The 25,697-nt window shown below is 70.0% G+C and carries 17 protein-coding genes, 2 tRNA genes and 1 riboswitch; of the genes, 4 read left to right on the top strand and 15 right to left on the bottom strand.

Features of this window, described 5'->3' with window-relative positions; translation table 11 throughout:
* Positions 1-33: 33 nt before the first annotated feature.
* Both HHX33_RS22020 and HHX33_RS22015 read right to left on the bottom strand, forming a co-directional pair.
* Entirely contained in the window at positions 34-624 is a 591-nt protein-coding gene (locus HHX33_RS22020; RefSeq protein WP_182876276.1) for a hypothetical protein, read from the bottom strand.
* Positions 625-668: 44 nt separating this feature from the next.
* Entirely contained in the window at positions 669-1,433 is a 765-nt protein-coding gene (locus HHX33_RS22015; protein ID WP_307801250.1) for an enoyl-CoA hydratase/isomerase family protein, read from the bottom strand.
* A gap of 110 nt (positions 1,434-1,543) precedes the next feature.
* On the opposite strand from HHX33_RS22015, the gene HHX33_RS22010 reads away from it, so the two are divergent.
* Together HHX33_RS22010 and HHX33_RS22005 are read left to right on the top strand one after the other, a co-directional pair.
* Positions 1,544-2,704 carry a DUF5685 family protein gene (locus HHX33_RS22010; protein WP_182876274.1) on the top strand — a complete coding sequence of 387 codons (1,161 nt, stop codon included), beginning with the start codon at positions 1,544-1,546 and terminating at the stop codon, positions 2,702-2,704.
* Positions 2,705-2,778: 74 nt separating this feature from the next.
* Complete coding sequence (locus HHX33_RS22005) at positions 2,779-4,350, top strand: hypothetical protein (RefSeq protein WP_182876273.1); 1,572 nt, start codon at positions 2,779-2,781, stop codon at positions 4,348-4,350.
* A 41-nt stretch (positions 4,351-4,391) separates the two neighbouring features.
* On the opposite strand, the gene HHX33_RS22000 is transcribed toward HHX33_RS22005, so the two are convergent.
* From HHX33_RS22000 to HHX33_RS21950, 11 genes are all read right to left on the bottom strand, one after another.
* Positions 4,392-5,447 (bottom strand): mechanosensitive ion channel family protein, encoded by a 1,056-nt coding sequence (locus HHX33_RS22000; protein WP_182876272.1) that lies wholly within the window; start codon positions 5,445-5,447, stop codon positions 4,392-4,394.
* Positions 5,448-5,488: 41 nt separating this feature from the next.
* Positions 5,489-6,493, bottom strand: coding sequence for a ribonucleotide-diphosphate reductase subunit beta (locus HHX33_RS21995; RefSeq protein WP_259402734.1), 1,005 nt, complete (start codon positions 6,491-6,493; stop codon positions 5,489-5,491).
* Positions 6,490-8,727 (bottom strand): ribonucleoside-diphosphate reductase subunit alpha, encoded by a 2,238-nt coding sequence (locus tag HHX33_RS21990; protein WP_182876271.1) that lies wholly within the window; start codon positions 8,725-8,727, stop codon positions 6,490-6,492. Before HHX33_RS21990 ends, HHX33_RS21995 begins: the two co-directional genes overlap by 4 nt.
* 131 nt (positions 8,728-8,858) lie before the next feature.
* A riboswitch (cobalamin riboswitch) is annotated at positions 8,859-9,069 on the bottom strand.
* A gap of 45 nt (positions 9,070-9,114) precedes the next feature.
* The gene (locus HHX33_RS21985) at positions 9,115-10,077 is read right to left on the bottom strand and encodes a Bug family tripartite tricarboxylate transporter substrate binding protein (protein WP_182876270.1); all 963 of its coding nucleotides are present in this window, start codon (positions 10,075-10,077) and stop codon (positions 9,115-9,117) included.
* 257 nt (positions 10,078-10,334) lie between these two features.
* Positions 10,335-12,152 (bottom strand): glutamine--fructose-6-phosphate transaminase (isomerizing), encoded by a 1,818-nt coding sequence (gene glmS, locus HHX33_RS21980; protein ID WP_111700693.1) that lies wholly within the window; start codon positions 12,150-12,152, stop codon positions 10,335-10,337.
* Between the two features lie 8 nt (positions 12,153-12,160).
* A complete protein-coding gene (locus HHX33_RS21975; protein WP_030505148.1) occupies positions 12,161-12,436 on the bottom strand; it encodes a hypothetical protein in 276 nt (91 codons plus the stop codon).
* Positions 12,437-12,625: 189 nt separating this feature from the next.
* Entirely contained in the window at positions 12,626-13,348 is a 723-nt protein-coding gene (locus tag HHX33_RS21970) for a hypothetical protein (protein ID WP_182876269.1), read from the bottom strand.
* Positions 13,349-13,661: 313 nt separating this feature from the next.
* The gene (locus HHX33_RS21965) at positions 13,662-14,420 is read right to left on the bottom strand and encodes a hypothetical protein (RefSeq protein WP_111700691.1); all 759 of its coding nucleotides are present in this window, start codon (positions 14,418-14,420) and stop codon (positions 13,662-13,664) included.
* A 219-nt stretch (positions 14,421-14,639) separates the two neighbouring features.
* Positions 14,640-19,880 (bottom strand): LamG-like jellyroll fold domain-containing protein, encoded by a 5,241-nt coding sequence (locus HHX33_RS21960; RefSeq protein WP_182876268.1) that lies wholly within the window; start codon positions 19,878-19,880, stop codon positions 14,640-14,642.
* 236 nt (positions 19,881-20,116) lie between these two features.
* Positions 20,117-20,731 carry a DJ-1/PfpI family protein gene (locus HHX33_RS37725; RefSeq protein WP_396785411.1) on the bottom strand — a complete coding sequence of 205 codons (615 nt, stop codon included), beginning with the start codon at positions 20,729-20,731 and terminating at the stop codon, positions 20,117-20,119.
* Between the two features lie 211 nt (positions 20,732-20,942).
* Entirely contained in the window at positions 20,943-21,506 is a 564-nt protein-coding gene (locus HHX33_RS21950) for a DJ-1/PfpI family protein (protein WP_182876267.1), read from the bottom strand.
* A 192-nt stretch (positions 21,507-21,698) separates the two neighbouring features.
* On the opposite strand from HHX33_RS21950, the gene HHX33_RS21945 reads away from it, so the two are divergent.
* Both HHX33_RS21945 and HHX33_RS21940 read left to right on the top strand, forming a co-directional pair.
* Positions 21,699-21,770: transfer RNA gene (locus HHX33_RS21945), tRNA-Gly, on the top strand.
* 25 nt (positions 21,771-21,795) lie between these two features.
* Positions 21,796-21,870 (top strand) — tRNA-Val (locus HHX33_RS21940).
* 610 nt (positions 21,871-22,480) lie between these two features.
* Here HHX33_RS21940 and HHX33_RS21935 read toward each other — a convergent pair.
* The gene (locus HHX33_RS21935) at positions 22,481-23,068 is read right to left on the bottom strand and encodes a hypothetical protein (protein ID WP_182876266.1); all 588 of its coding nucleotides are present in this window, start codon (positions 23,066-23,068) and stop codon (positions 22,481-22,483) included.
* Positions 23,069-23,158: 90 nt separating this feature from the next.
* A complete protein-coding gene (locus tag HHX33_RS21930) occupies positions 23,159-25,573 on the bottom strand; it encodes a molybdopterin oxidoreductase family protein (RefSeq protein ID WP_182876265.1) in 2,415 nt (804 codons plus the stop codon).
* Between the last annotated feature and the right edge of the window lie 124 nt (positions 25,574-25,697).

The raw sequence follows: 25,697 nt of genomic DNA, 5'->3' as shown, positions 1-25,697 counted from the left end.
GCGGGCCCGCCGGGGCCGGCCAGGTCTGTTCGGTCAGCGGCCGTTGATGCGCCACATGGGCTCGACGACGGTCCACTGGGCCTCCCACGCCCGGCGGGCCCGCCTCTGGTTGACCATGCGGGTGCAGGTCACCAGCAGCGCGAGGAAGGCCGCGGCGGCCAGCGGCACGCCCGTGCCGACGGTCATCGCGGCGACCACCGTGGTCTCCCTGTCCTGCGGCCGGGGGGTGATCACGCCGGTGGCGTCGGTCCAGATGCGCACGGTCTCACCGGCCCGCCTGCTCGGCGAGACCTCGATCACTCCGGACCTGGGCGTGCCGTCGGGAGCCTGCCACGCGGCCTGGGCGTGCCCCACCGCCGCTCCGGCCACCGACAGCCGGGGCGTCGCCACGTCGCCGCTCAGCGTGGCCACCACCTGGTATCGGTCGTGCGCCTGCCGGGCCTCGGTCTTCAGCCCGTCGCCGTACTCGCGCACGCCCAGCAGCACGCCGAACACGACCGCGGCCACGACGCCCAGCACCGCGGCAAGCCGGACCACCGCTTCGACCCGGTCGCACCGGCGTCGGAGCGGATTCCTGTCGAGGCCCAGCCATCGGGCGAACCTGGCGAATGGATTCTGCGACATCTCACACCTCACAGGGTCATTACCACTGCGAGTCCCGTTTATGCCTATTTTGCATCCCAAGAGAATCCAGGGGAACGCCCCTCCCGATATGCCTGGAGACCTTCGGCCAATTCGCCGCTCTCCCGGGCCTCCCGCTGCCAGGCGAGCACCTCGGCCTCGTCCGCCAGGCCGTCGACGACCCGCTTGGCCGCCGCCAGCGTCAGCCGGGACCGGGCCGCCATGGTGGCCGCCAGGCCGTACACGCGCTCGCGCAGCCCGCCGGACGGGCAGACCTCGTCCACGAGGCCGGTACGCAACGCCTGGTCCGCGCCGATGAGCTCGGCGGAGAAGAGCAGCAGTTTCGCGGTGGCGGGTCCGGCGATCTCGGCCAGCCGCCGGGTGGAGCTGAACGGGTAGACGACCCCGAACCTGGCGGGGGTGACGCCGAAACGGGCCTCGGCAGAGGCGAAGCGCAGATCGCAGGCGAGCGCGAGCTGGCATCCGCCGCCGACGCAGTAGCCCTCGATCATCGCGATGACGGGTTTCGGAAAGGCTCTCAACGCGCGTTCCGCGAGGATGGTCAGGCCAGTGTCATCACCGTTATCTCCAAGCTCATTGATTTCCGAAATATCGGCACCGGAGCAGAAAGTTTTGCCTGCCCCGGTAAGGATGAGGACCCGGACTTTCGGATCCGCCGCCAGGTCCGCCAGGATGGCCGGCAGGGCCCGCCACATCGCGGCGCTCATGGCGTTGCGCTTCTCCGGCCGGTTGATCGTCAGGGTGGCCACATGCTCGTCGAGACCCAGTTCGTACCCGTCGGTAGCGTCCACTCCTCGATTGTGCGGGTCGCCCCCTTCCGCCTGCCATCGGGGTCCGCCCCCTGATGGCATAATCACCGCGCGACGGGACGACCCCGTACGCGCTATCTCAGGGAGTATGGGTGTTCGGGATCCTCCGGCCGTGTGCCCGGCACTCCTGCCCGTCGGTCCACGAGGCGTGGCGCGCGCACCTGTGCGGCCTGTGCCTGACGCTGAGGGACCGCCATGGGCAGTTGGCCCGGACCGCCACCAACTACGACGGTCTCGTCCTGTCCGTCCTGACCGAGGCGCAGACGGGCGTACGCCCCGGGGCGAGCCGGCGGACCGCCGGGCCCTGCGCGCTGCGCGGCTTCCGACCGGCGGAGGTGGTGCCGTCGGCCGACCGGGGCGCCCGCCTGGCCGCGGTGGTCTCCCTGGCCCTCGCCGCGGAGAAGATCCGCGACCACGCGGCCGACGGGGACGGGATCGCCGGCCGGCGCGTGCGCGGCGCCCCGCTGCGCGCGGCCGCCGCCTCCTGGACCTCGGCCGCGCGGCGCGGCGGGGAGGCGATCGGCTTCGACACCGCCGTCCTGACCGAGGTCGCCGGGCGCCAGGCGCTGCTGGAGGCGTCCGCCGGCCGTACGCTGCTCGGCCTCACCGAGCCCACCGAGACCGCCGCGGCGGCGGCCTTCGCGCACACGGCCGTCCTCGCGGGGCGGCCGGGCAACGCCGAGAGCCTGCGCGAGGCCGGCCGTCTCTTCGGCCGCCTCGCGCACGTGCTCGACGCGGTGGAGGACCTCGCCGAGGACCGGGCGCGCGGGGCGTTCAACCCCCTCGACGCGACCGGCACCTCGCCGGACGAGGCGCGGCGGGTGTGCGAGGAGGCGTTGCACGGGCTGCGCCTCGCCGTGGCCGACCTCGACCTGGAGGAGCGCCACCTCGTCGAGGCGCTGCTGTGCGGCGAGACCCGCCGCGCCGTCACCCGTACCTTCGGGGCTCCCCCTCCGGCCACGCGCCCGCACGGTCCCGCCCGCCCGCACCACCTCGCGGCGCCCGCCGGGCAGCACACCGAGTCGCCGGGCATCACGTGTACGGCGGTGGCCGGGGTGACGACCTTCGTCACGTGCGGGCTCTACCGGCCGCCGTGGAGCCCCTACCGGCAGGCGCCGTGGACCGACCGCTGCTTCTGCGACGGCTGTGACTGCCCCGACTGCTCGGGATGCTGCGAGTGCTGCTCGGGCGACGGGTGCTGTGGCGACGGGTGCTGCTGCGGGGACGGCTGCTGCTGCGACTGCGGCGCCTGACGCCACCGGCGTCGGGCGCGGCCTCGCGGGGCGTGGCAGCCCTTCGGCGATCACGTACGGGATAGGGTCGGCGCATGGGAAGATCACGGCCTTTCCACCGGTTCACCCCCGCCGAGCGGCGGCTGTGGCAGGCCTATCCCACCGGAGCCTGGGTCGACCTGCGCGAGAGCCGCGACGTGGACGCGGGCTCGGGCGGCTCCTGGGGCCGCTCCCGGATCGTCCGGGCCGAGGTGATCACCGCTCTGCTGCTGAGCAGGCGGGACGAGGGCTCCGCCTGGGTGCCGGGCGTCCGCCTCGCCGGCGCCCGGATCGTCGGCGACCTCAACCTGTCCGACGCGACGGTCGAGGCGAAGATCCACCTGCTGGACTGCCACATCGCGGGAACCGTCTCGCTGAACGACGCGAAGACCCGGGGCGTACGGCTGCGGCACTGCGACATCTACCGTTTCCGGGCGAGCCGGGCCACCGTCGACGGGCTGCTCGACCTCGACCGGTCGGCCGTCCACGCGGGGGTGCGCCTGGACAACGCCCGGATCACCGGGCAGCTCCGGCTCTCCGGCCTGCGTCTGGGCACGCCCGGCTCCGCGCCGTACCGGGGCGGGCGGCCGGAGACCTCGCCGCCCGAGTCGTCCCGCTGGAACGGACCGGAGGGTTCGGAGGAGCCGCGGGTCTGGGAGTCGGTCGCGCTGTGGGCCGGTGGGCTCGCCGTCGAGGGCGGGGCCTTCCTGCGCGACCTGCGCGCCACGGGCGGGCTGCGGCTGATCGGCGCCCGCTTCGCCAGCGGCCTCTACCTCGAAGGGGCCGCCGTCGCGGCGGACGCCACCCCCGCCGTGCACGCCGACCACCTGCAGGCCGCCGCGGCCGAGCTCGGGGCGGGCTTCACCTCCGACGGCACCGTACGGCTGCGCGGCGCGCGCATCGGCGGGGTCCTGTCCTTCCACGGCGCCGTCGTCCGGGCGCCGGGCCGCGCGCTGCATCTGAGCCACCTGCAGGCCGACGAGCTGATCCTGCTGCCCAAGTCGGTCGAGGGGGAGGTCAACCTCGGCTACTCCCGCTTCGGGGTGCTGTTCGACCGGCCGGAGAGCTATCCCGCCGGGGTCCGGCTGAACGGGCTGACGTACGAGTCGCTGCGTGGCCCGGCCACCCTGGCGGACCGGCTGACCTGGCTGCGGCGCGACCCGGGGGGCTACCGGCCGCAGCCGTACGAGCAGCTGGCCGCCTACTACCGCAGGATCGGGCACGAGTCCGACGCCCGCCGGGTGCTGCTGGCCCGGCAGCGGGCGCGGCGCCGGACACTGCGGTTCCCCGGGCGGCTGTGGGGCCGGCTGCTCGACGGGCTGGTCGGGTACGGATACCGGCCCTGGCTGGCCGGTGTGTGGGCCGTGCTGCTCCTCGCGGCCGGCACGGCCGTGTTCGCGCGCTGGCAACCGCACCAGATCGGGCTGGACGAGTCACGGCACTTCAGCGCCTTCGTCTACACCCTCGACCTGCTGGTCCCGGTGAGCCTGTTCGAGCAGCGCGGCGCCTGGGAGCCGGTCGGCTGGACCCAGTGGCTGGCGTACGGGCTGATCGCGGCGGGATGGATCCTCGCCACCGCGCTGATCGCCGGCGGCACCCGCGTCCTGCGCGGCTCCCACGCCCCCTGACCCCGGCCCGGACGCTCGCCGGCCGAGGTCGTGCCGGGCACTCAGCGCACAGGGGTCTCGACGCGCAGGCGCGGCAGGCTCTCCGGGTGCTTCTCGCGGATGAACGTCACGAGGTGCTCGCGGATGTCGCACCGCAGGTCCCAGGCGCTGGCCGAGTCGGCCGCGCTCATCAGCGCGCGCAGCTCGACCAGCCCGTTCGCGGTGGTGTCGGTGACCTGGAGCGTCCAGTCCTTCTGGTCCCACAGCGGGTTGTCGCGCAGCGCCCGGTACAGCTCGGCCCGCACCTCCTCCACCGGCACCGACCAGTCCACCAGGAGGTACACGCTGCCGAGGATGCGGCTCTCGTGCCGCGTCCAGTTCTGGAAGGGATGGCTGGTGAAGTGGGACACCGGCAGAATGAGCCTCCGCTCGTCCCAGAGGCGCAGCGCCACGTAGGTGAGGGTCAGCTCCTCGATACGGCCCCACTCGTCCTCCACCACGACCACGTCGTCGAGCCGCAGGGCGTCGCTGAAGGCGAGCTGCAGCCCGGCCAGCAGGTTGCCGAGCGTGGACTGGGCCGCGATGCCGCCCACCACGCCGGCGATCCCGGCGGAGGCCAGCAGCCCCGCGCCCAGGGCCCGCACCTGCGGGAAGGTGAACAGCATCGCGCCCAGCGCGATCACCACGACGACCGCCGCCGACACCCGGCGCACCAGCGCGATCTGGGTGCGGATGCGCCGGGCCCGGCGGTTGCGCTCACCCTCGATCCGCGTGAGCCGGTCGAGCACCACGTCGGTCACCGCGTACGCCGCCTGGATCAGCAGCCAGGTCACGCAGGCGATCAGGAGCAGCGACAGCACCCGCTGGAAGCCATGGGAGCCCGATCCCGGCATGTCCGGGTCGTAGGCGGCCTTGACGGTGCCCACCACGGCCGAGGCGAAGCCCGGCCAGGTGCAGCGGCGCGCGAACGGCCCGGCGAGCGCCCATCGGTCGCCGATCAGCCGCGACCTGAGCACCCGCCGGACCAGCTCCACCGCCACGATCGCCGTCCCCACCGCGATCGCCAATGTCGCCCAGTTCCACGCTGCCGCTGTGACGGCGCCCCCGTTCGTCGTCATGGGGTTTCCTTTGCCCGGGATTGGAACCCCCTTAAACGGGATCAGAAGGCTTCGTCGAAGGCCACCTCTCCCTCGACGGCCACCTGGTAGGCCGAGACCCGCCGTTCGAAGAAGTTCGCCAGCTCCTGCACGTCCTGGAACTCCATGAACGGGAAGGGGTTGGCCGTGCCGTACCGCGCGGGCAGGCCGAGCCGGGCGAGCCGGCGGTCGGCGACGTACTCCAGGTAGCGGCGCATGTTGTCCACGGTCATCCCGCCGGTGCCGTCGCCGCACAGGTCGCGGGCGAAGGCCAGCTCGGCGGCGACCGCCTCCTCCATCATCCGCACGACCCGGCCGGCCAGCTCGTCGTCGAACAGGTCCGGCTCCTCCCGGCGTACGGTGTCCACCACCTCGAAGGCGAACTCCATGTGCATGGACTCGTCGCGGAACACCCAGTTGGTGCCGGTGGCGAGGCCGCCCAGCAGCCCCCGGGAGCGGAACCAGTAGACGTAGGCGAAGGCGCCGTAGAAGAACAGCCCCTCGATGCAGGCGGCGAAGCAGACGAGGTTGAGCAGGAAGGCCCGCCGGTCCTCCCGCGTCTCCAGCCGCGACAGCTCGCTGATCGAGTCGATCCAGCGGAAGCAGAACTCGGCCTTGTCGCGGATCGAGGGGATGTGCTCCACGGCGGCGAACGCCTTCACCCGCTCGTCGTGGTCGGGCAGGTAGGTGTCCAGCAGGGTCAGGTAGAACTGGACGTGCACGGCCTCCTCGAACAGCTGGCGGCTCAGGTAGAGCCGGGCCTCGGGCGCGTTGACGTGCTGGTAGAGGTTCAGCACGAGGTTGTTGGCCACGATGGAGTCGCCGGTCGCGAAGAACGCCACCAGCCGGTTGATCAGGTGCCGCTCCCCCGGCTCCAGCGTCGCCAGGTCGGCGAGGTCGGAGGCGAGGTCGACCTCCTCGACGGTCCAGGTGTTCCTGATCGCCGCGCGGTACCTCTCGTAGAACCCGGGGTAGCGCATCGGGCGGAGGGTCAGGTCCATGCCCGGGTCGAGCAGCATCGTTCTCATTGGCACGCCTCGCAGATCTCGGGGTTCTCAAGGGAGCAGGCGACCGCCCCTTCATCGGGCACGGCGGGGGTGACGGCCGGCACGGTCGTCTGGGCGATCCTGGTCGCGGGGCGCGAGCGCAGGTAGTAGGTGGTCTTCAGGCCCGACCGCCAGGCGTAGGCGTACATCGACGAGAGCTTGCCGATCGTGGGCGCGGCCATGAAGAGGTTGAGCGACTGCGACTGGTCGACGTACGGCTGCCGCGCGGCCGCGAGGTCGACGAGCGCCTTCTGCGGCAGCTCCCAGGCGGTGCGGTAGAGCGCCTTGAGCTCGCCGGGGATCGCGGGGATGTCCTGGATCGAGCCGTCGTGGAGCTTGATCGCGTCGCGGATCGCCCGCGTCCACAGCCCGAGGGCCTGGAGGTCGCGGACGAGATACCGGTTGACCTGGAGGAACTCCCCCGACAGCGTCTCACGCTTGAAGACGTTGGACACCTGCGGCTCGACGCACTCGTAGCAGCCCGCGATCGAGGCGATCGTGGCCGTCGGCGCGATCGCGACCAGCAGGGAGTTGCGCAGCCCGGTCTCCGCGATCCTCGCGCGCAGCGCCGCCCACTCCTCCGGGTGCGCCGGGGCGCACGGGTAGTGGTCGGGGTGCAGGACGCCGCCCGCCGCCCGCGTCTCCTCGTACGCCGGGTGACGCCCGCGTTCGGCGGCCAGGTCGGCCGAGGTGCCGTACGCCGCGAGCGCGATCTCCTCGGCGATCCGGGTGGACAGCGTCAGCGCCTCCGGCGAGTCGAACGGCAGGCGCAGCGCGAAGAAGACGTCGGCGAGGCCCATGACGCCGAGGCCCACCGGCCGCCACCGCTGGTTGGCCGCCTCCGCCTCGGGGGTCGGGTAGAAGCCGAGGTCGATCGTGCGGTCGAGGAACCGTACGGCGGTGCGGACCGTGGCGCGCAGCCGGCCGAAGTCGACGGCGTCCCCCTCGGGGTTCAGGTGGGCGGCGAGGTTGACCGAGCCGAGGTTGCACACGGCGGTCTCCCCGTCGCTGGTGACCTCCAGGATCTCGGTGCACAGGTTGGACAGGTGGATGACGTTGCGCGGCAGCGCGGTCTGGTTGGAGGCGCGGTTGGCGGCGTCCTTGAAGGTCATCCAGCCGTTGCCGGTCTGGGCGAGGGTGCGCATCATCCGGGCGTAGAGGGTGCGGGCGGGCACCTGCCGGACATACCGCCCGGAAGCCTCCAGTTCGCGATACCGGGCGTCGAACGCCTCGCCCCACAGGTCGGTCAGCTCGGGGGTCTCCTTGGGGTCGAACAGCGACCACACGCCGTCCGCCTCGACCCGGCGCATGAACTCGTCGGGCACCCAGTTGGCCAGGTTGAGGTTGTGGGTGCGGCGCGACTCCTCGCCCGTGTTGTCGCGAAGTTCCAGGAACTCCTCGATGTCGGCGTGCCAGGTCTCCAGGTAGACGCAGGCGGCTCCCTTGCGCCTGCCTCCCTGGTTCACCGCCGCCACCGACGCGTCGAGCGTGCGCAGCCAGGGGACGATGCCGTTGGACAGGCCGTTGGTGCCCCGGATCAGCGAACCGCGCGAGCGCACCCGGGTCCAGGCGACGCCGATCCCGCCGGAGTACTTCGACAGCCGCGCCACCTGGCCGTACCGCTCGTAGATGCTCTCCAGTTCGTCGCGCGGCGAGTCGAGCAGGAAGCACGACGACAGCTGCGGGCGGCGCGCCCCGGAGTTGAACAGCGTCGGCGAGCTGGGCAGATAGGCGAGCGCGGACATCAGCCGGTACAGCTCGGCCGCCTCGCCGACGCTCGCCGACAGGCCGCAGGCCACGCGTAGCAGGAAGTGCTGCGGGCGTTCGAGCACCCGCCGCGTGACCGGATGCCGCAGCAGGTAGCGGTCGTAGACCGTGCGCAGCCCGAAGTACTCGAACCGGTCGTCGGCCGCCGGGTCGATCAGCGCGTCCAGCGCTTCGGCCTCGTCGGCCACGAACGCGGCGACGGCGTCGCCCAGCAGCCCGGCCGCGTGGGCGGCCGCGACCGACTCGGAGAAGGCGCGCACCCCCTGGCCCGCCGTCTCCTCCTCGATGACCCGGGCGAGCAGCCGCGCCGCCCGCCGGGAGTTCTCCGGGTCCGCGACGACCCCCGCCGCCGCCTCCTCGATGGCCCGCCAGACGTCCGCGGTCTCCCCCGCGCCGCGCGGCCCCGTAGCGGGGCGCGCGGGCGCGGAGACCGGGTCGGTGATCGTCATCGGTCGCCCTCTCCTCCTCGTCTCCTGACCCGGCCGGCCGGAGGGGAGGGGACGCCGCGGCGCACGCGTGCGACGGCACGGCCTGCGGGCGGCGGGCCCTCCCTCGGGGCACGGCGCGGGCGCGCGCGGTGACTCCGCGCGCGGTCGCGGGCAGGTCTTCGGGCTCGCGGGCGACCGGCGGGACACACGCCCGCCGGACCTACTGGCCGTCGCTTCCCGGTGCGCTCACGCACCAGTGCTCTGTGACGGCGGTCGTTCCCGCTCACCGCTGCGGGGCAGCCCCGGATTCACACCGGGTTCCCTCTTGCCTCACCGAGGTGAACCAGCGACGCGATGGATCCTACATCTAGTGGGCGATCTCGCAAGCGGCCCTACAAGTTGTGTTGGTCACCGGATTCCGAGATCATCGAGAAGCAGGGCCGTACGACGCGCCTCGCCCGTGAGCCACTGCCGGAACTCCTCGCCGGCGAGCCACATCGGCGTCCAGCCGTTGCGCTCGCACAGGCGGAGCCAGGCGGGCGAGTCCGCGACGGCCCGGCACAGGCCGATCAGCGCGTCGCGCTCGCGGGCCGCCACCCCGAGGGGGGCGAGCAGGCCGGTCCAGTTCGCGTACGCCACCCGCACCCCCGACTCGGTCAGCGTGGGCGCGTCCAGGCCGGGCAGGCGCTCGGGAGCGGAGACGGCGAGCGGGCGCAGCCGCCCGGCCCTGACGTGGGCGGCGACGTCGCCGCGCCCGCCGAAGGCGAGCGCGGTCGTCCCCTCGGCCACCGCCGCGACGGCCCGGGCGGGGCTGTCGAAGGCCTCGTACGCCGCCAGCCGCGGATCGGCCCCGAGGCCCCGGGCGGTCAGGCCGAGCAGCAGATGGCCGGGCCCGCGGTCGGGCCCGCCCGCCACCTTCACCCGCTCCGGAGTGCGCAGCAGGGCCGCCGCGACCTGCTCGAACGTGCGGTAACCCGAATCGGGGGAGGCCACCAGCACCTGCCACTCCCCCGCCAGCCTGGCCAGCGGCACGGTCCGGGCGGCGAACGGCCCCGCGTCGCCGGGCGCGCGACCCAGCGCGTAGTCGGCCAGCAGGAGGGGGTCGGCGACCATCAGCCGGTCCGGCCGTCCGACGGCGAAGCGTCCGACGGCCGACGCGCCGCCGCCCCCGGCGTCCCGCGTGACCAGCACTCTGCCGGCCCAGCGGCGGGCCTCGATGAGGGACTTCAGGCTCCGGGCGACGCCGTCCCCCCAGCACTCCGGCGGGCCGGGGACGAGGAGGGAGATCTCCCCGAGGTACGGAGGCGCCGGGGTGCCGCATCCGCCCGCCAGGGCCAGGACCCCCAGTGCGAGAACCGTACGGCGTCGCATGCCGGCACCCTCCCCCCGAAGAGCCCCTTATGCGGACAGACTATGAGCAACCACCCCATGTCATGACATAACGGACGTTACGGATGTGGCGATCGGCGGGCCGGCGGGCACGCATGAAGATCAGTGGGCGACAACGGGCAGCGCCATGAGGAAGTAGTCGATGTGCGCACCCGTACCCCGGCCCCCGGCCATTTCACCGTGGAGACCGGACCGTCCGGCTCGCGTCGGTGACGGGAGCCGGACGGGATGTGGAGGAGCTACTCGACCGTGACGCTCTTGGCGAGGTTGCGGGGGCGGTCGACGTCGCGGCCGAGGGCGACGGCCGCGTGGTAGGCGAACAGCTGGAGCGGGATCGTGAGCAGGATGGGGTCCAGCTCCACCTCGTTCCTGGGCACCACGATGCAGTCGTCGGCCGCCTCGGAGGTGCGGTGGCCGACCATGAGGATGCGCCCGTGCCTCGCCCGGATCTCGCCGAGCGTGGTGAGGTTCTTGTCCAGCAGTTCGTCGTCCGGCACGACCGCGACGGTCGGCAGCTCGGGGCTGATCAGCGCCAGCGGGCCGTGCTTGAGCTCGCTCGCCGGGTAGGCCTCCGCGTGGACGTAGGAGATCTCCTTGAGCTTCTGGGCGCCCTCGCGGGCCACGGGGTAGCCGCGGACCCGGCCGACGAACATCATGCCCGGCGCGTCGGCGTACTTCTTGGCCAGCTCCCTGATCCGGTCCTCCAGGGTGAGGATCTCCTTGATCTGCTCGGGCAGCCGCCGCAGACCGTCGCAGATCCTGCGCCCGTCGGCCGGCGACAGGTCGCGTACACGGCCGAGGTGCAGGGCGAGCAGCGCGAACGCCACGGCGGTGGAGGTGAACGCCTTGGTGGAGGCCACGGAGACCTCGGGCCCGGCGTGCAGGTAGATGCCGCCGTCGGTCTCCCGGGCGATGGCGCTGCCGACCGTGTTGACGATGCCGAGCACCCGGCCGCCCTTGCGCTTGAGCTCCTGCACCGCGGCGAGCGTGTCGTACGTCTCGCCCGACTGGCTGATGGCGACGTACAGCGTGTCGGGCTCGACGACCGGGCTGCGGTAGCGGAACTCCGAGGCCGGCTCGGCGTCGGCGGGGATGCGGGCCAGCTCCTCGATGAGCTGCGCGCCGATCTGCCCGGAGTAGTACGCGGACCCGCAGCCGATGATCTTCACGCGGCGGAAGGACCGGGTCTCGCGGGCGTCCATGTTGAGGCCGCCGAGGTGGGCGATGTGGAACCGGTCGTCGATGCGGCCGCGCAGGGTGCGGGCGACCGTGTCGGGCTGCTCGGAGATCTCCTTGAGCAGGTAGTGCTCGTAGCCGCCGTTGTCGTAGTGACCGGCGTCCCAGTCGACCGTGAACGGCTCCTTGGCGGTCTCCCGGGCGTCGCTGGTAAACGTGTTGAACCCGTCGGCCTTGATGACCGCGAGCTCGCCGTCCTCCAGGTGGACGACCTGCCGGGTGTAGCGGATGAGCGCGGCGACGTCGGAGGCGGCGAACATCTCCTTCTCGCCGAGGCCGAGGACGATCGGGCTGCCGTTGCGGGCGACCACGATCTCGCCGGGGCGCTGCGCGTCGACGACGGCGATGCCGTACGTCCCGACGACGCTCTTCAGCGCTCGCAGCACGGCCTCCCGCAGCGAGTCGGTCTCCTTGACCATCCGCCCGACGAGGTGGGAGAGCACCTCGCTGTCGGTCTCGCTCTCGAACTTCACGCCCTCGCCCTCCAGGCGGCGGCGCAGCTCGTCGGCGTTCTCGATGATGCCGTTGTGCACGACGGCGATCCGCTGCTCCTGGTCGAGGTGCGGGTGCGCGTTCACGTCACTGGGCGCGCCGTGCGTGGCCCACCGGGTGTGCCCGATCCCGATCGTGCCCTTGAACTTCGCGGGCACCGCCGCAGCCAGGTCGGCGACCCGGCCCTTGACCTTGCGCGTCTTGAGACTCCTGGAGTTCACGATGGCAAGGCCCGCCGAGTCGTAGCCCCGGTACTCCAGCCGCTGGAGACCTTCGAGCAGGATGGGCGCCGCATCCTTCGGCCCGACGTAAGCGACGATTCCGCACATAACCGCTCCTATCCGTAAACGATCCTCCGGAGCTGGCGCAGGGTCAGCTCCGGTGCCGCGACACGCCTTCCCGCGAGCTCGGCGGAGATCCTGGGGAAGATCTGGTCGTTGGTCAGCCCCCTCGACTTGAGTTCGCCGTGGCGGCGCCGCACGTACTCTTCCGCGGGCTCGCCGAAGTACGCCAGGACGTCGGCCACCACGCGGGCCGCCTCACCCGGACCCAGCGAGGTGGTCCGGGTGAGATGGCCGATCAGATCCTCGAAGGGATGCCGTGCCGTGGACACAGAGAAGGACCCTAACGCAGCGCGGATGCCGACTAACAAGTTTCTTGCCCGTTTTCGGGCAGGATCAGTCCGAGAATCTCTTGGAGGAGCACGTACGCAGAGCCTTCGGTGTGTCCATGCCGGTGGCCGGTCCGGGCCGGTCTGGCCGGTCTGGGACGGAACTCCCGGTGTTGCCGGCCACCCGGACGCTCAGGGGCAGGGCTCCTTCCTGGGGCAGGGCCATATGTCAGTGATCCAGACTCCCAGCACGTTCTCGTCGCGGCTCATCTCGCGCACCCGCCTCGGCGACGATTCGGTGACGACTCCATAGATCAGTCCGTCCGAGGCCGCCTTTCTCAGCTCTCCTAGTTCCAGTCCGAATTTCCGCAGATTCAATTCGTCGGCGCCGGCGAGCCGCGCGACCCAACTTCTGAACTGGTCCACGGACGACCACTCCACGCAACGAGAGCCTGGCGCGCACCCCTCGTCGCCATCCCAGTAGAGCGACGAGCCAGCTTTGCGGGACCTCGACAGGAGCACACGCTCCGGAGGGCCGTTCTCCACGCCCAGGGTCTTCTCCGTCACCGGCTTCTTGAACTCGATTATCGCTTCCACGGTCAGGCCCGGCGGGAGTCTTTTCAGCACCCAGGCGCTGCCGTCCCCCTTCGCCCCCGTGCCGAAGCCGGCTCCCGTTCCCAGCCCGAGGAGCGCACGGGAAATCGGATCCGGCGACGGCTCAGGCACCTGGACCACTTTCCCTGCCGCGTCCAAGGTGACGGCGTAAGAGCTGGGGGAGATACGTGCCGGTCCCCGGAAGCCCGACCATAACTCACCCGTCGGCCCTATCCGGTAGCCACTCCCCTGCGGCTCCCTGTACCAGTTGGACAGATCCAGCCGTCGTCCCGGGTTCGTCATCACAGCGGCGGCTTTCACGATCAGCTCCCCATGATTGGGAAACGGTGCCGACGGACGCGGAGCGCTCGATGCCTCCGAACCGCCACAGGCGCAGGTGACCAGCAGGGCGACAATGAGTGCACCAAGCAGACGGCCTCGCATACGGAATACTCCTCGGGGTTTCCGGACCAGGTCCAACTCATCTCGGTGTCCTCCGAGGGCACTGGTCTCGGCTTGCCTTGCTTCTCGCCTCCGCGATCGCCTCCCGTCAAGGGGCATCCGGATCCTTTGCTTTCGCATCCTTTGCTTTCGCGCTGTGCGAGCACCGCGAGCATCTGTCCCGCCCCGGCGATCAGCGACGATGTGGCAACGGCACGACTACCTGGTTTTTGTCGCGGACAGGTGCCATCTCTGCGATCTGGGCCACTTTCACCAGCGGCCCTGTCAAGCTGGGCCGGATAACCTCAGGCTGCCCGTAAGCGATCCACCCGTATACGAGCCCAGCCGAGGCGGCGGATCGCAGCCGCGGCAGATCGAGACCCATCGTCTTGAGCATGACGCCATCGTCGTCCCTGAGCGCGGCCACCCAACTGCGGAATTGAGAGAGCTGGTCGTTGTCGTCGCATCGAGGCCGATCGCGCTCCTCACAGGTCACGCCGCTGGGCCAGTACAGGGGCCTCACCGTCCAGGCGTCGGGGCCCGTCCGCGTCAGAGGCGTCATGGGCGACAGGACGAGATCCAGCGACATCAGGTCGGTCGTCTTCTTGATCTCCTCCATGGGCACAGGGCGCTTCAATTCGACGACCGCCGTCACGAGGACGTTGCTCGGCAGCCTGTCGAGAAGCAGCAGGGCGTTATGCGACACCTCATGCGCGGCGCCGAAAAGGAGCGGCGTCATGTCCGTGTAGGGCAGACGCGGAGAGCGAACCTCACCCGAGTCCTGCCGCACGACCTCGAACACCCGCCGCGCCGCTTCATCGGGGACGGATCGCGGCCGCACCAGCACTGTGACGGTGATCTCGCCGTCGTCGATGACGGGGCCCCCAGGCCAGGGCTGCACCACATACTCGGGGTTCGCGATCATCATGCCCGTGGTCAATACCTTTTCCACGTGCGCACACCTCGACGACGAGCAGGGCACCGCTTGGTGCGCGGCAGGCCGCGGGGTCGTCTCCGCTTGAGTATCACAGCTCGCAATCACGAACATAGCAGCCGTCATAATCACGATGCGCCATAACAATTCCGTCAGGCTCCTCACTGTTGAAGCTCGGGCAGGGCGGCCGGAAGGAATCCGTCCCTCCGGCCGCCCTCTCCAGGGCCGCTACCGCTCTCAGTAACGGTTGCCGTTCCGCTGCAGGAATCCGGTGTCCGCCTTACGACCGTGCAGCACCTTCATCTTCTTGCATCCGTTGAGCTTCTTCGGGTTCACGGGATGACACTGCCGATCCTGAGACGGCGACACCCAGTAGTTCATGCGAAATTCAGGGAAAGCACTATGTCCGTAGGCCTTGATGTCACAGGTGTTTCCTCCCGATCCCCAGCATCGTGCGACGACTGATCCGCTGGCGAACGAGAGTTCGTGGATGCCGGCCGCCACCAGCCCCTCAGCCTCATAGGGCTGACAGAACTCGTTGCCGCTCTGAGTAATCTGACCGGCGACCGCGGCCCCTCCTCCAAAGCTGCCTCCACCCTTCTCTACCGAGACCTCGCCCCCGACTGTGAAGCTTGTGGTGTTCGCCGCAAAACAGGCGCTGCTGGAGAGGTCGAGCCGAGAGTGGTCGTAGATGTACTTGTTCTTCTGCTGCTGGGTTTTGTCGATCACCCATTTACCCTTGCTGTTCTTCTTCTTGGGACTCCAGAAGGAGGAATTCGTGTACATCTTTGTTATGGCGCTGAATCTGTAGATAGGCCACGTCGTACTGTCCACGCACAGTTCCGGCTTGAGCCAGCGAGAACGTACGGCGGTCTGAATCGCGGCTCCCTTGACGGGTCTGAGGATCGGCGCGGACCCCCGGCGCACAATGTCGAAGTAACCACCGCACCCGGAGGGGGAGTCGGGAGAGGCCGCAGCGGAGTTCGGTGAGGCGAGTTTGTCTGCCGTGACCGAAGGGCCGGACTTCTTCTGAAGGGACCTGCCGGAGTCGCCCTGGCGGATCGGACTCTCCTGGGCGGTCTCGGCAGCCTCCAACTCGGCCAGGACGTCCCCTGCGACCAGGTCGCTGGAGTCCTCTTGGAGATCGACCGACCCCATCTCGTAGGAGAGTCGATCGTCCCGCTGGAAGGCGAAAGTCTCCCTTTCGCTCGTCTGGCGGACCGTGACCTGTTCCTGCCCCTGATCGTCTTTACTGACGATCTTCCAACTTCGGTCTACACGCGCATCCACCAGCACGGTCGTGTCGTCCGTCGCCTGTACCACGGCGCTGGCCAAGGAGATGGTGGAGTCGGTGCGACGCATGCCGGCCGCGTCCATGCTCTGCTTCTCGCTCACGAGTTGTGTGTTGAGTAACGCCAGTCTGGCGGCCAGCGGAGCGGATGGAGAGGCTTGCGGCAATGCCCAGACTTCCGGCACACGACCTTCGAGGACCGCGTCCTGAGCCTCGTAAAAGCTCTTAATCGTCTCTGCATAGTCGATGGAGCCGGCTCTGCTGGCGCGAGGGGTCAACGAGGTCGACACCCACTCTCCTGTCCCGACAGTCGTCCGCGCATGTACCCGGATCGTGTAGGTGACCCCGTTCACGAGATCGTCGACAAGCGCCGTCGGGTCGCCCGTATCGGTGGTCGTAAGGACCTCACCGCTCTGGTCGAGGACTTCGACATCGTAGCCTTCCAGCATCGCCATAGAACCATTCGTCTCTGGCACACCCCAGCTGACGGTACCGCCGCCATCGCCTGGCGTGGCCTTCAGATTGACAATGGGTCCAGGCGGTCCGGGCGGGATGTACGCGACAGAGACGGTGGGCGACACCGGCGCGGCGGCGTCTCCGAAGACAACGGGGATGGCGGAGTCACTATCAATGGCAAACCAGGAGAGCTCCTGGCCCGTCACCGTGAATGTCGCCGCCTGCACGGGCGCTGCCTGCGCCTCGCCGCCCGGCAGCGTACTCACCTGGGAACCCTTGGTGTCAGTCGTGACCTCAGTATCCAAGGGGCGTACCGACAGGTTCAGGTTCGCCGGGCAGGGGGCTCCTGCGCATACCGGCGATCCTAAATCGAGCACAGTATTCGTGAAGACAGAGCTTCCTGGTATGTCCGCGACGTTGATCCCCAGAACAGTGACCGTCTTATCGTCACCCGATCCACCTACTTTGATCGTGCCGCTCTCCGTGAGGGAGCAGGGGCCCCCTCCGCAGGCCGTCGCGCTGGCCGGGCCTGTCATGATGGCGAAGGCGTCGCTTCGGAGAGTTACCCGCTGTACAGCATCCGCGGCGTCCTCGGTTGCTTCATCCGTACCTTCGACGGTGAAACCCTCCGCCTCCGTCCTGGACGAGCAGATCGCCTGTACGCACGCCTGCATCTTCCATGTATAAAAAGCGCCAGGCTGTAGGAGGTTTTCCGGTACGGCCAATTCGGCCCGCTCTCCACCTGCCACCTGGACCACGCCGAGGGGCACCGCCCCTACCGGCAGTCCTGCGTTGTTGTAGAGAAAGAATTTGGCTGTCACGGACCCGCCGGAAGGCCTGGCGGCCATACCCGACAGAATTGGCTTCTGCGGATCCTCAAGACTTACCGAGAGGCTGCTAGGAGCAAACGGAGCGTCCGTGGTGATGCGGTAGTAGGGCGTCTCGTTGCAGATACGGACCGGGATGCCGCTCAGGCAGGCCTTGATCTTGAATTTGAAGCTGTCGGGGCTGCCCAGCTGGAACTCGTTGCTCACCACCTGACCCGAAGGCGACCCCGTGACAGGCGGGAAGAGTTGCGCGGAGGTCCTTGCCGCGGCCTCGTTGGACGCCGGGCCCATTTGGCCGGCGCTGTCAACCGCCACGATCCGGTAGTAGTACTGGCCCTGGACCATGCCGCTGTCGCTGTAGGTCAGGCCGTTCACCGTGGCGACGCGGGTGGCCGCCGACGGGGTGAAGCCGGCGGTCGTCGAGCGGTGCACCTGGTAGGTGACCGTGCCTCGGTCGTCGGTGGCCGCGGCCCAGGACAGGTCGACGGTGTCGGGACCGGCGACCGCGTTAAGCGTCCCCGGAGCGGTCGGCGGATTGTCCACCGTCGCCGTGTTGCCGACGGCGGTGTTCATGTCGGACTGGACCTGCCCTTGGGTGAGAGCGACGTTGTAGACCCTGACCTCGTCGATCAACCCGCTGAAGTACTCACCGTAGATGCTGTTGCCTCCGATGCGCAGAGGCGCGGTGCTGGACGCGAGGTTGCCGCTGACAGTGCTCTGGGCGACCACGGTGCCGTTGACGTAGGTCTTGATGACTGTGCCGTCGTAGGTGCTGGCGATATGGCTCCAGGTATTCGTCGGCAGCGCGGTCGGGCCGGTGACGCTGGCGATGCTTCCGCCGATCTGCAGGTAACTCGTGGGTCCCGACATCCCCATTCCGGGGAAGAAGCCACCGTTGATGCTGGAGTAAAGGGCGTAGGACGCATCGCTCGACGCCTCCTTCATGATGACCGTGCGGTATCCGCTGACGCTGGAGGGCTTGACCCACGCCTCGATGGTCATCTTGTTCGTGAGCTGCAGTGAGGCGGAGTTGTTCACATTCACCCTGCTGGAGGTGCCGTTGAACGACAATGCCTGGCCGAACTTGCCGACCGCCCAGGCCGTGCCGCTCGCCGTACCCGCGTTGCCGGTGCCGGACTGGTCCGCCACCGCCGTTCCCGTGCCCTCGTTCATCCCGTACGCGGCGACCAGCCCGGGAACGGCGGTGCCCGCCGGGGACGGAGACGGAGTCGGCGACGGACTGGGGCTCGGCGACGGTGTTGTGGTGGGAACCGGGATGGGCGTAGTCGGGTCGGAGATCGAGACCAGGTAGTCCAGCTTCTTGCCGTCTATGGAGGTCGAGGAGTAGTTGACCTTCACGTCGCTGGTGCGGGAGATGGCGTCGGTACCGGCGATCGAGTCGATCGACTCCCCCGTCACTGTGGGAATCTCCGGTGGCAGCAGGTAGTTGACGCTCAGCTTCGGCGGCGACTGGCCGGACTCGACGGAGTAGAACGACCAGTACTGGGCCGAGATCGGGTTCGACTCGTCGGGCCAGCTGGACCGGGTGTCCTCCGTCGACTTGAGTTCCACGCCGTAGAACCCGCCTCCGGCCGACCAGTTCCTGGCCATCTGGGTGACGTTGAGACTGGTGACCGTGTCGGAGCCGCAGCTGGGGGTGATCGTGACCGCCCCCGTGCTCGTGGTGGACGGCCGCAGGTTCCACGACAGCGAGTCCGTGTCCCAGGAGGAAGTGACCGGCGACGCGGTGAGCGTACGACCCACGCATGAGCCGGCGTAGGAGCCGAGCAACTGCAGCGTCGCCGACTCCACGTACTTGCCGGCGAAGCCGCTGGCATCGTCGCCGAAGCCCACATAGCCGCGAAGGAAGTTCGGGTAGATCTTGTTGGTGTAGGAGCACACGCTGCCCGAGCAGCGGCGCTCGGACTGGTAGTACGTGCCGGTGCCGACGTTCAGGACCGAGTCGGTCGCGTCTGCGGCACCCGTCCTGGACTGTATCCAGGCGTCCATCGTCGCGGTCAGTGAGACGGTCGGATCGACGGTGACGGGGTACGTCGTGTCCTTGTCCGCCAGGAACTTGGGATCCGGTTTGATGACGAGCGTCTGGTCACCGGCCTTGCCGACCACTCGCGTGTCGATCTGGCCGCGCATGTTCGGCGCGGACTTCGCGTCTGTGCTCGGCGCCTCCATCATGAACGGCTCGGCCGCAGAGGCCACGACCTTGCCCTTGGCGTCGGTCAGTTTCAGCCCGCCCGCCTTGGTCTCGCTCAGCTTCAGGCCCTCCGACCGCACCGGGAGACGGAACTCCACAGGGCCGGTGGGTCGCTCGCGAAGCACCACATCGTGCCGGAAGCCGGTGGCCAGCGCGGTGACGACCAGATCCGCCTTGAGATCAGATGTGGAGATGTCGTAGATCGCCTTGTTGCCCTCGATCCGCGGCTTGGGCAGTCTCGCAGGCCAGTCCACTGCGAACGACTGGCCCTTCTCGGCACGTTCCAGAGTTGCGAGGTGGGTGTCACCGCCATTGCCAATCCGCACGCCCACCTTCGCGACCTTGGGATAGAGCGCGCCGTCGCGCTCCTCAAGCGTTGTGTCGACCCAGCGGAACGTGCCATCCGGCTGCTTGACGCGAGCGGGTCCCGCCCAGGTCTCCGTCGTGAGATGAGAATCGGGATAGGCCCAGGTCCAGCTCGTCTCGGTGTCCTTCGACGGCACCGGTACCGGCTTGCCTTGTTTTTTCGCCTCCGCGATCGCCTCCCGTAAAGGGGCGTCCGCATCCCTTGGTTTCGGAAATTGCGTCAGCGGTGGCGGCACCGGTTGCGGAACCGCGCCGGACGCTTGGGAGGCATCCTCTGCCGTCGCCGGCAAGCCCGTCGCGAGTACCGCCAGGACCAGAGCCGCCACCAGGGTTTTCCTCCTCCCCGACGACCGCATGGAAACTCCCCGTAAAACAGGGAGAACACTCCGCGACTTTCTCACCGATTCCCCTTCGTGGAGATGTGGGTTGCCACGCGCTTTTGTATGAGCCATGCGGACATATGCACAACATTCCACAAGCGGGGAACTTGGTCAGAAAAAAAATAGATTTTCTCTGCATGTCACCAGAATACATATTAGGAAACTTCCATTTCCCGCAAAAATCAACAGAGATCACCTGCGATCACACAGCGGGCGCTTCGCTCACGACAGGACACGCACCGGGGGGCTCCGGCCCCTGTGGGGGAGCACCACCAACAGCAGGGCCGGACGCGGCCGGGAGGTTCTATCCAGCCGACACGGTTCGTACGAGGACGAACCCGGTGTTCAAGGCGCAATCGATGACGACATGCGGCGCCCGAGGCTCTGCGGTCGCGCTCGACGGTCCTGGGCGACGAATCGGCACCGAGGGCGTTCTGTCCACGTCTCGCAGGAGCACCCTCACAGGGCCGGGGCCGGTCCGATATCGACGACAGGCCCGGCGCCAGCGGCCTGTACGGACTCGGCGAGTGCGGCGAGCGCCACCAGCTCTGGTGGCAGACGATCGAACTCGTTGCGAGCGCGGCGGCGCGCAACAGCTTCAGGAACGCGCGCATCCACGCGGGGTGGTCCGGCCAGGCCCGCCCGGTCACGAGGTTCTGGTCGACGTGCACCTCGCTGTCCACCCACGTGCTGCCGCCGATCTCGACGTCCAGGGCACAGGCGGGATACGCGCTTCTCTCCCGGCCCTTCAGCACCACCGCCCCCAGCACCAGCGGGCCGTGGCACAGCGCCGCAATCGGGCCTGCCCGCCCCGGCAGAAGCGGACCACGCCTACGCGGCCGGCGTGGCCTTCGCCGAAGTGAACCGCGAGGAGTAAAGGGGCCTCATTCTCCAACCGTCCAAACCCGGCCGCGCCATGGGTGTCATAGGCGACCGCCGTTGAACTTCTTCGGGTTCACAGGATGACAGCCCCGATAGCGGATCCGTCCCCGAAAGTAGGTGTCGTGATCAGCCCGCCGGGACGGCGGCCCTCAGCACCTTCATGAACGCGCGCATCCAGGCGGGGTGGTCGGGCCAGGCCCGCCCGGTCACCAGGTTCCGGTCGACGTGCGCCTCGCTGTCGACCCAGGTGCCGCCGCCGTTCTCGACGTCCGTGGCGCAGGCGGGGTACGCGCTGCTCTCCCGGCCCTTGAGCACCCCGGCCGCGGCCAGGATCAGCGGACCGTGACAGAGCGCGGCGATAGGCTTGCCCGCGTCGGCGAAGTGCCGCACGATCTCCTGGACGTCGCGGTCGCCGCGGAGGTACTCGGGCGCGCGCCCGCCGGGGATCACCAGCGCGTCGTACTCCGCCGGGTCCACGTCGGCGAAGGCCACGTCGGCCGCCCAGGTGTGGCCCGGCTTCTCGGTGTAGGTGTCGTAGCCCTCGACGAAGTCGTGCACGACGAACTGGAGCTTCTTCGCCGAAGGCGCCGCGATGTGCGTCTTGTAGCCCTCCTCCAGAAGCCGCTGGTATGGATACATCACCTCCAGGTCCTCGGCCGCGTCGCCCGTGATGATGAGCACTTTCGCCATGGCGGGTAACTCCCTTCGCGTACGGTTGCGCCTCATCCTGCGCACGTCCTCTCCGGCGGGTCAACGGCTCACCGCGACGCCGAGCCCCCGGTCGCTCTCGGATCGCTCTCCGGGTGGGAACAGTTGGCACCGGCACCCCCGGGGATCCGCTAGAGTTGAGCATGCGTCGCCGGGGAAACCCGAGCGATGGCTGCGGAAGTGGCTCAGTGGTAGAGCATCACCTTGCCAAGGTGAGGGTCGCGGGTTCGAATCCCGTCTTCCGCTCGGAGCCCGGACGACATCCGGGCACGGGCGATTAGCTCAGCGGGAGAGCGCTTCCCTGACACGGAAGAGGTCACTGGTTCAATCCCAGTATCGCCCACCACCCATATCCTGGCACCCCTGCGGCGGTACCGCCGAGGCCTGGCAGGCCGTCCTTCCGTCTCATCGGCAATCGAATCCCAGGCGGCGACGTCTCCGGTACGGCCACTTCCCACACCGGCATCACCCAGGACATTCGCGCAGCGACGTCCTCGACGGTGACGCCCGCGCGCATCCGCACATGGCGGCGCCAGGCCGTCGACACGGACAGCGGGACGGACATCGGTGGTGCCGACGCCTGCCGCGGCAGGCGTCGGCACCGATATATATGAAACGACCGCGGTGCCGGACGCGCTTTCCCCGGCGTTCCGCACCGCCGGTGCGGCCCCCGCCATGAGCACCGGCGTCGTCTGTGGGCACGCCCATCCGTAGTGGCCTGTGCGACGCGCCTCGTCGTAATCATTTTCTACCAATTATCACCATCTGAGCGCAATCTATTTTCTGCAACGATCCCGAGACATGGTCTTGATAATCCCTACATGACGACATTTGTCGGCGAATCAGCCCTGCCTGAGCCCTGTCGTGAATTGCGACAATGGCGACAGACGAGAACGAGACCGCGTCCTCCGGACGATTCTTCTCCGCGTTTGTATGAATCCGCGCGATATGCAGGCTCACCAGGACGCGACGGCGAGGGCCTGCGGCGCGGCCCGGCGCATCCGGGTCCGCAGCCAGAGCAATTGAACGGCCGTCTCGGGGGTGCAGCGACCGGCCAGGTCGAGGAGATCGTCGTCCTTGAGCCCGCGGGCGACCAGTGCGACCACGCTCCAGGAAAGCTCGCATTCGGTCGCGAGAAGGTACAACCGGTGCAGCTCGCGCAGCAGGACCAGACCGCCGCCGTCCCCGCCGTTACCGCCTTTTCCTCCGGCCGCGCGTGCGGGCGTCAGCCGCAGGCGTACCGCCGTCACGAGACCCACCCCCTCGGGGCCCGCCCGCTGGAGCTCTGTCCTCGTCGCGTCCAGAATCGCCGTATCCGGCGCCCACGGCTCCATTCGATGCTCCATCTGCTGAGGGCCCCGGTATCGCCGCTGGAACGGCTCGAGCCGCTCGGCGTGCGCCCGGCACTGCGCGGCGAGGCGCTCGCACACGCCGCACAGGTCGGGCTCCCGGGGATGGCCGCGCCACAGCGCGTGGAACCCGCCGGACAGCTCGTGCTCCGTCCGCAGCAGAAGCTCCAGATAGTCCGCCAGGTGGACGGTCACCGATCGGCCCACCCGGAGACGGCCTTCCCGCCGGCCGTACGCGCGGTGTCAGTGCCCATGGCCCCCACCCTTCTCCGGTGATCGCGGACGTCAGACCTCCTCGTAGCGTTCGCTGACGGCGACGCCGTGCCCGAGGGGCGCGGCGGCGGAGCAGACGCCCTCCACGGGCGTGAGCGCTCCGGCGGGCTCCCCCGGCCTGGGGGCGACCCGCACCAGGCGCACCGCCACCGCGGTGCGCAGCGGCTGCCGCGACACCGGGTCCCACGAGGTGAGCGTGAGCTCGGCCGCCGCCCGCGCCACGGCCTCGGACCGGCCGTCGAGCCGGAGGACGACGGCTCCCGGCCGCACGCCCGACAGCCGGGCGACGGCCTCCAGCGCGCCCCGGGGCGACTCGGCCCGCACGAGGTCGCCCTCCTCCACGCCGTACGCCGCCGCGTCGCCCGGATGGACCTCCAGGTGCGGCGGGGCGGGAGAGCGGCGCGGCGCCCGGCAGACGAGGAGAACCAGCGGATGCTCGTCGTCGGCCACCTCCGGAGACGGCTCGTAGTCGGCGGCGTGGAGGAACGCCCGCCCCCGGGGGTCGTCGGCGCGGTACCGCTCCTCGCCGTACTCCGCGCCCGTGGCCAGGTCCGCGCCGAACGCCTGGCAGCGCCCCGGCTCGGTGGCGAACCTCCCCCCGGCGTACAGGCGTTCCGCGCCGTAGGAGCCGGCCGGCGTGCAGGGCCACTGCACGCCGCCGCTCCGCAGCCGGTCGTACGTGATGCCGGTGTGGTCGCAGGGGCGGCCCCCCGAGCAGGCCTTCCACGCCTCGAACGCCGACTCGGCGTCGGTCCAGCCGACGAGCGGCAGGCCGTCGCGGTCGCGCAGGTCCATCCGCCGCGCGTAGTCGAGCAGGACGGCGAGGTCCGCCCTCGCCTCCCCCGGTGGCTCCACCGCCTTCTCGCACAGGTGCACCGTCCGGTCGGCGCCGGTCACCGTCCCGGTCTTCTCTCCCCAGGCGGCTACGGGGAACACGACGTCGGCGAGCCGCGCGGTCTCGGTGAGGTACGGATCCTGGACGACGACGAACAGGTCCTCTCGGGCGAGGACCTGTTCGAGCCCTGGAGTCGCGCTCACGGGGTCGGACGCGGTGATCCACAGCAGCCCGACGGAGCCCTCCTCGGCGTACCCGAGGATCTGGGTCGCGTGGGTGGCCGGCCCCCAGTGCGGGATGACGGCGGGGTCGACGTTCCAGAGCCCGGCCAGTTCGCGGACGTGTCCCGGGTCGGCCCAGTTGCGCAGGCCGGGCAGGTCTCCCGCCGAGCCCGTCTCCAGCGCGTCGCAGCCCGGGCCGCCGAGCTGGAACAGCCCGGCGCCGGGCCTGCCCAGCATGCCCAGCAGCAGGTGGAGGTTGTCGACCTGGCAGGCCGCGGCCGTCGCCTGGTTGGAGCCGAGGAAGGCCGGGCCGACGGTCGACACCAGCCGTTCGGCGGCGCCCAGGATCTCGGCGGCCTGCTCGATCCGCGCGACCGGCACCCCGCAGATCTCGGCCGCCCGCTTGGCCGGGTAGGCCTCGACGGTCCGCCACAGCCGTTCGACGCCGACGGTGTGCGCGGCGACGTAGGCCGCGTCGTGCCAGCCGTTCGCGAGGAGTTCGTGCAGCAGGCCGTTCAGCAGCGCCACGTTGGTGCCGCGGCGCACGGCGAGGTGGACGTCGGCCTCCCTGGCGGCGGGCGTCCGGTCCGGATCGGCCACGATCATCGCGGGCGGCCCGGGGCCGAGCCTCCGGTCGAGCATCCGCTCCCACAGCACGGGGTGGCAGGCCGCGCAGTCGTGGCCCCACAGCGCGAGCGCGTCGCAGTGGTCCACGTCGGTGTACGAACCGGGCTGACCGTCGGTGCCGAAGCTCGCCGCGAGGGCGGCCGCTGCCGCCGCCGCGCACCCCCGGGTGTCGCCGTCCATGTGCGGGGTGCCGATGCCCGCCTTGCCGATCACGGCGAGCGTGTAGTGCTCCTCCAGGAACAGCCGGGGCCCCGTGTGGAACGCGATGCGGCCCCAGCCGCCGGGCGCGGCGAGCAGCCGCCTCGACCGCGTCACGACGCGGTCCATCGCGGCGTCCCACGTCGACTCGACCAGCCGCCCGCCCTCGCGTACGAGCGGGCGGGTCAGCCGTCCCGGGCGCGGCCGCCAGGCGGGCCACTCGCGCGGATCCAGCCTCCCGTGGTTGACCCGGTCACCGGCCCGGCCGCGTACGCCCACCACCCGCCCGCCGCGCACCGCCAGGTCGACGGCGTCCCCGTGGGAGCCGGCCGCCGACGCCGCGGGGACCCAGCGCTCGACCTCGTCCTCGGTGACGCCGTCCTCCAGGAACACGTCGACCCGCACCGGCCACGGGCTGCCCAGGCGGATGACCGGGGGAAGCGCGTCGCGCATGCGCCCCGGCAGGGCCGCGGCCAGCCGTTCCACCGCGTCGGGAGGTCCGTACGGCGTGCGCCGCCCCCTGGGATCGGCGATCCGGTCCAGCACCTGGCACCTCCGCGGTGACGATGTGTGAACGACGCTCCCCGTACCCGGCGCAATGTCCTTCTGATCCCGGATTCGCCCGAACTGACCGGTTCCTTTTCGAATACTTTCCTCGGCGTGATCGCGG

Source organism: Microbispora sp. H10670 (genome assembly GCF_014161385.1).
In the GTDB taxonomy this organism is placed as follows: Bacteria; Actinomycetota; Actinomycetes; order Streptosporangiales; family Streptosporangiaceae; genus Microbispora; species Microbispora triticiradicis.
The sequence above is the reverse complement of the archived record's forward strand: the minus strand, read 5'-3'. Positions and strand labels throughout refer to the sequence as shown.

Excerpts from the sequence above, each read along its gene's own strand:
- HHX33_RS21995 (WP_259402734.1), bottom strand. The coding sequence starts at position 6,493 with ATGAGAACGATGCTGCTCGACCCGGGCATGGACCTGACCCTCCGCCCG.
- glmS (WP_111700693.1), bottom strand. The coding sequence starts at position 12,152 with ATGTGCGGAATCGTCGCTTACGTCGGGCCGAAGGATGCGGCGCCCATC.
- HHX33_RS22020 (WP_182876276.1), bottom strand. The coding sequence starts at position 624 with ATGTCGCAGAATCCATTCGCCAGGTTCGCCCGATGGCTGGGCCTCGAC.
- HHX33_RS22000 (WP_182876272.1), bottom strand. The coding sequence starts at position 5,447 with ATGACGACGAACGGGGGCGCCGTCACAGCGGCAGCGTGGAACTGGGCG.
- HHX33_RS21990 (WP_182876271.1), bottom strand. The coding sequence starts at position 8,727 with ATGACGATCACCGACCCGGTCTCCGCGCCCGCGCGCCCCGCTACGGGG.
- HHX33_RS21985 (WP_182876270.1), bottom strand. The coding sequence starts at position 10,077 with ATGCGACGCCGTACGGTTCTCGCACTGGGGGTCCTGGCCCTGGCGGGC.
- HHX33_RS22005 (WP_182876273.1), top strand. The coding sequence starts at position 2,779 with ATGGGAAGATCACGGCCTTTCCACCGGTTCACCCCCGCCGAGCGGCGG.
- HHX33_RS21950 (WP_182876267.1), bottom strand. The coding sequence starts at position 21,506 with ATGGCGAAAGTGCTCATCATCACGGGCGACGCGGCCGAGGACCTGGAG.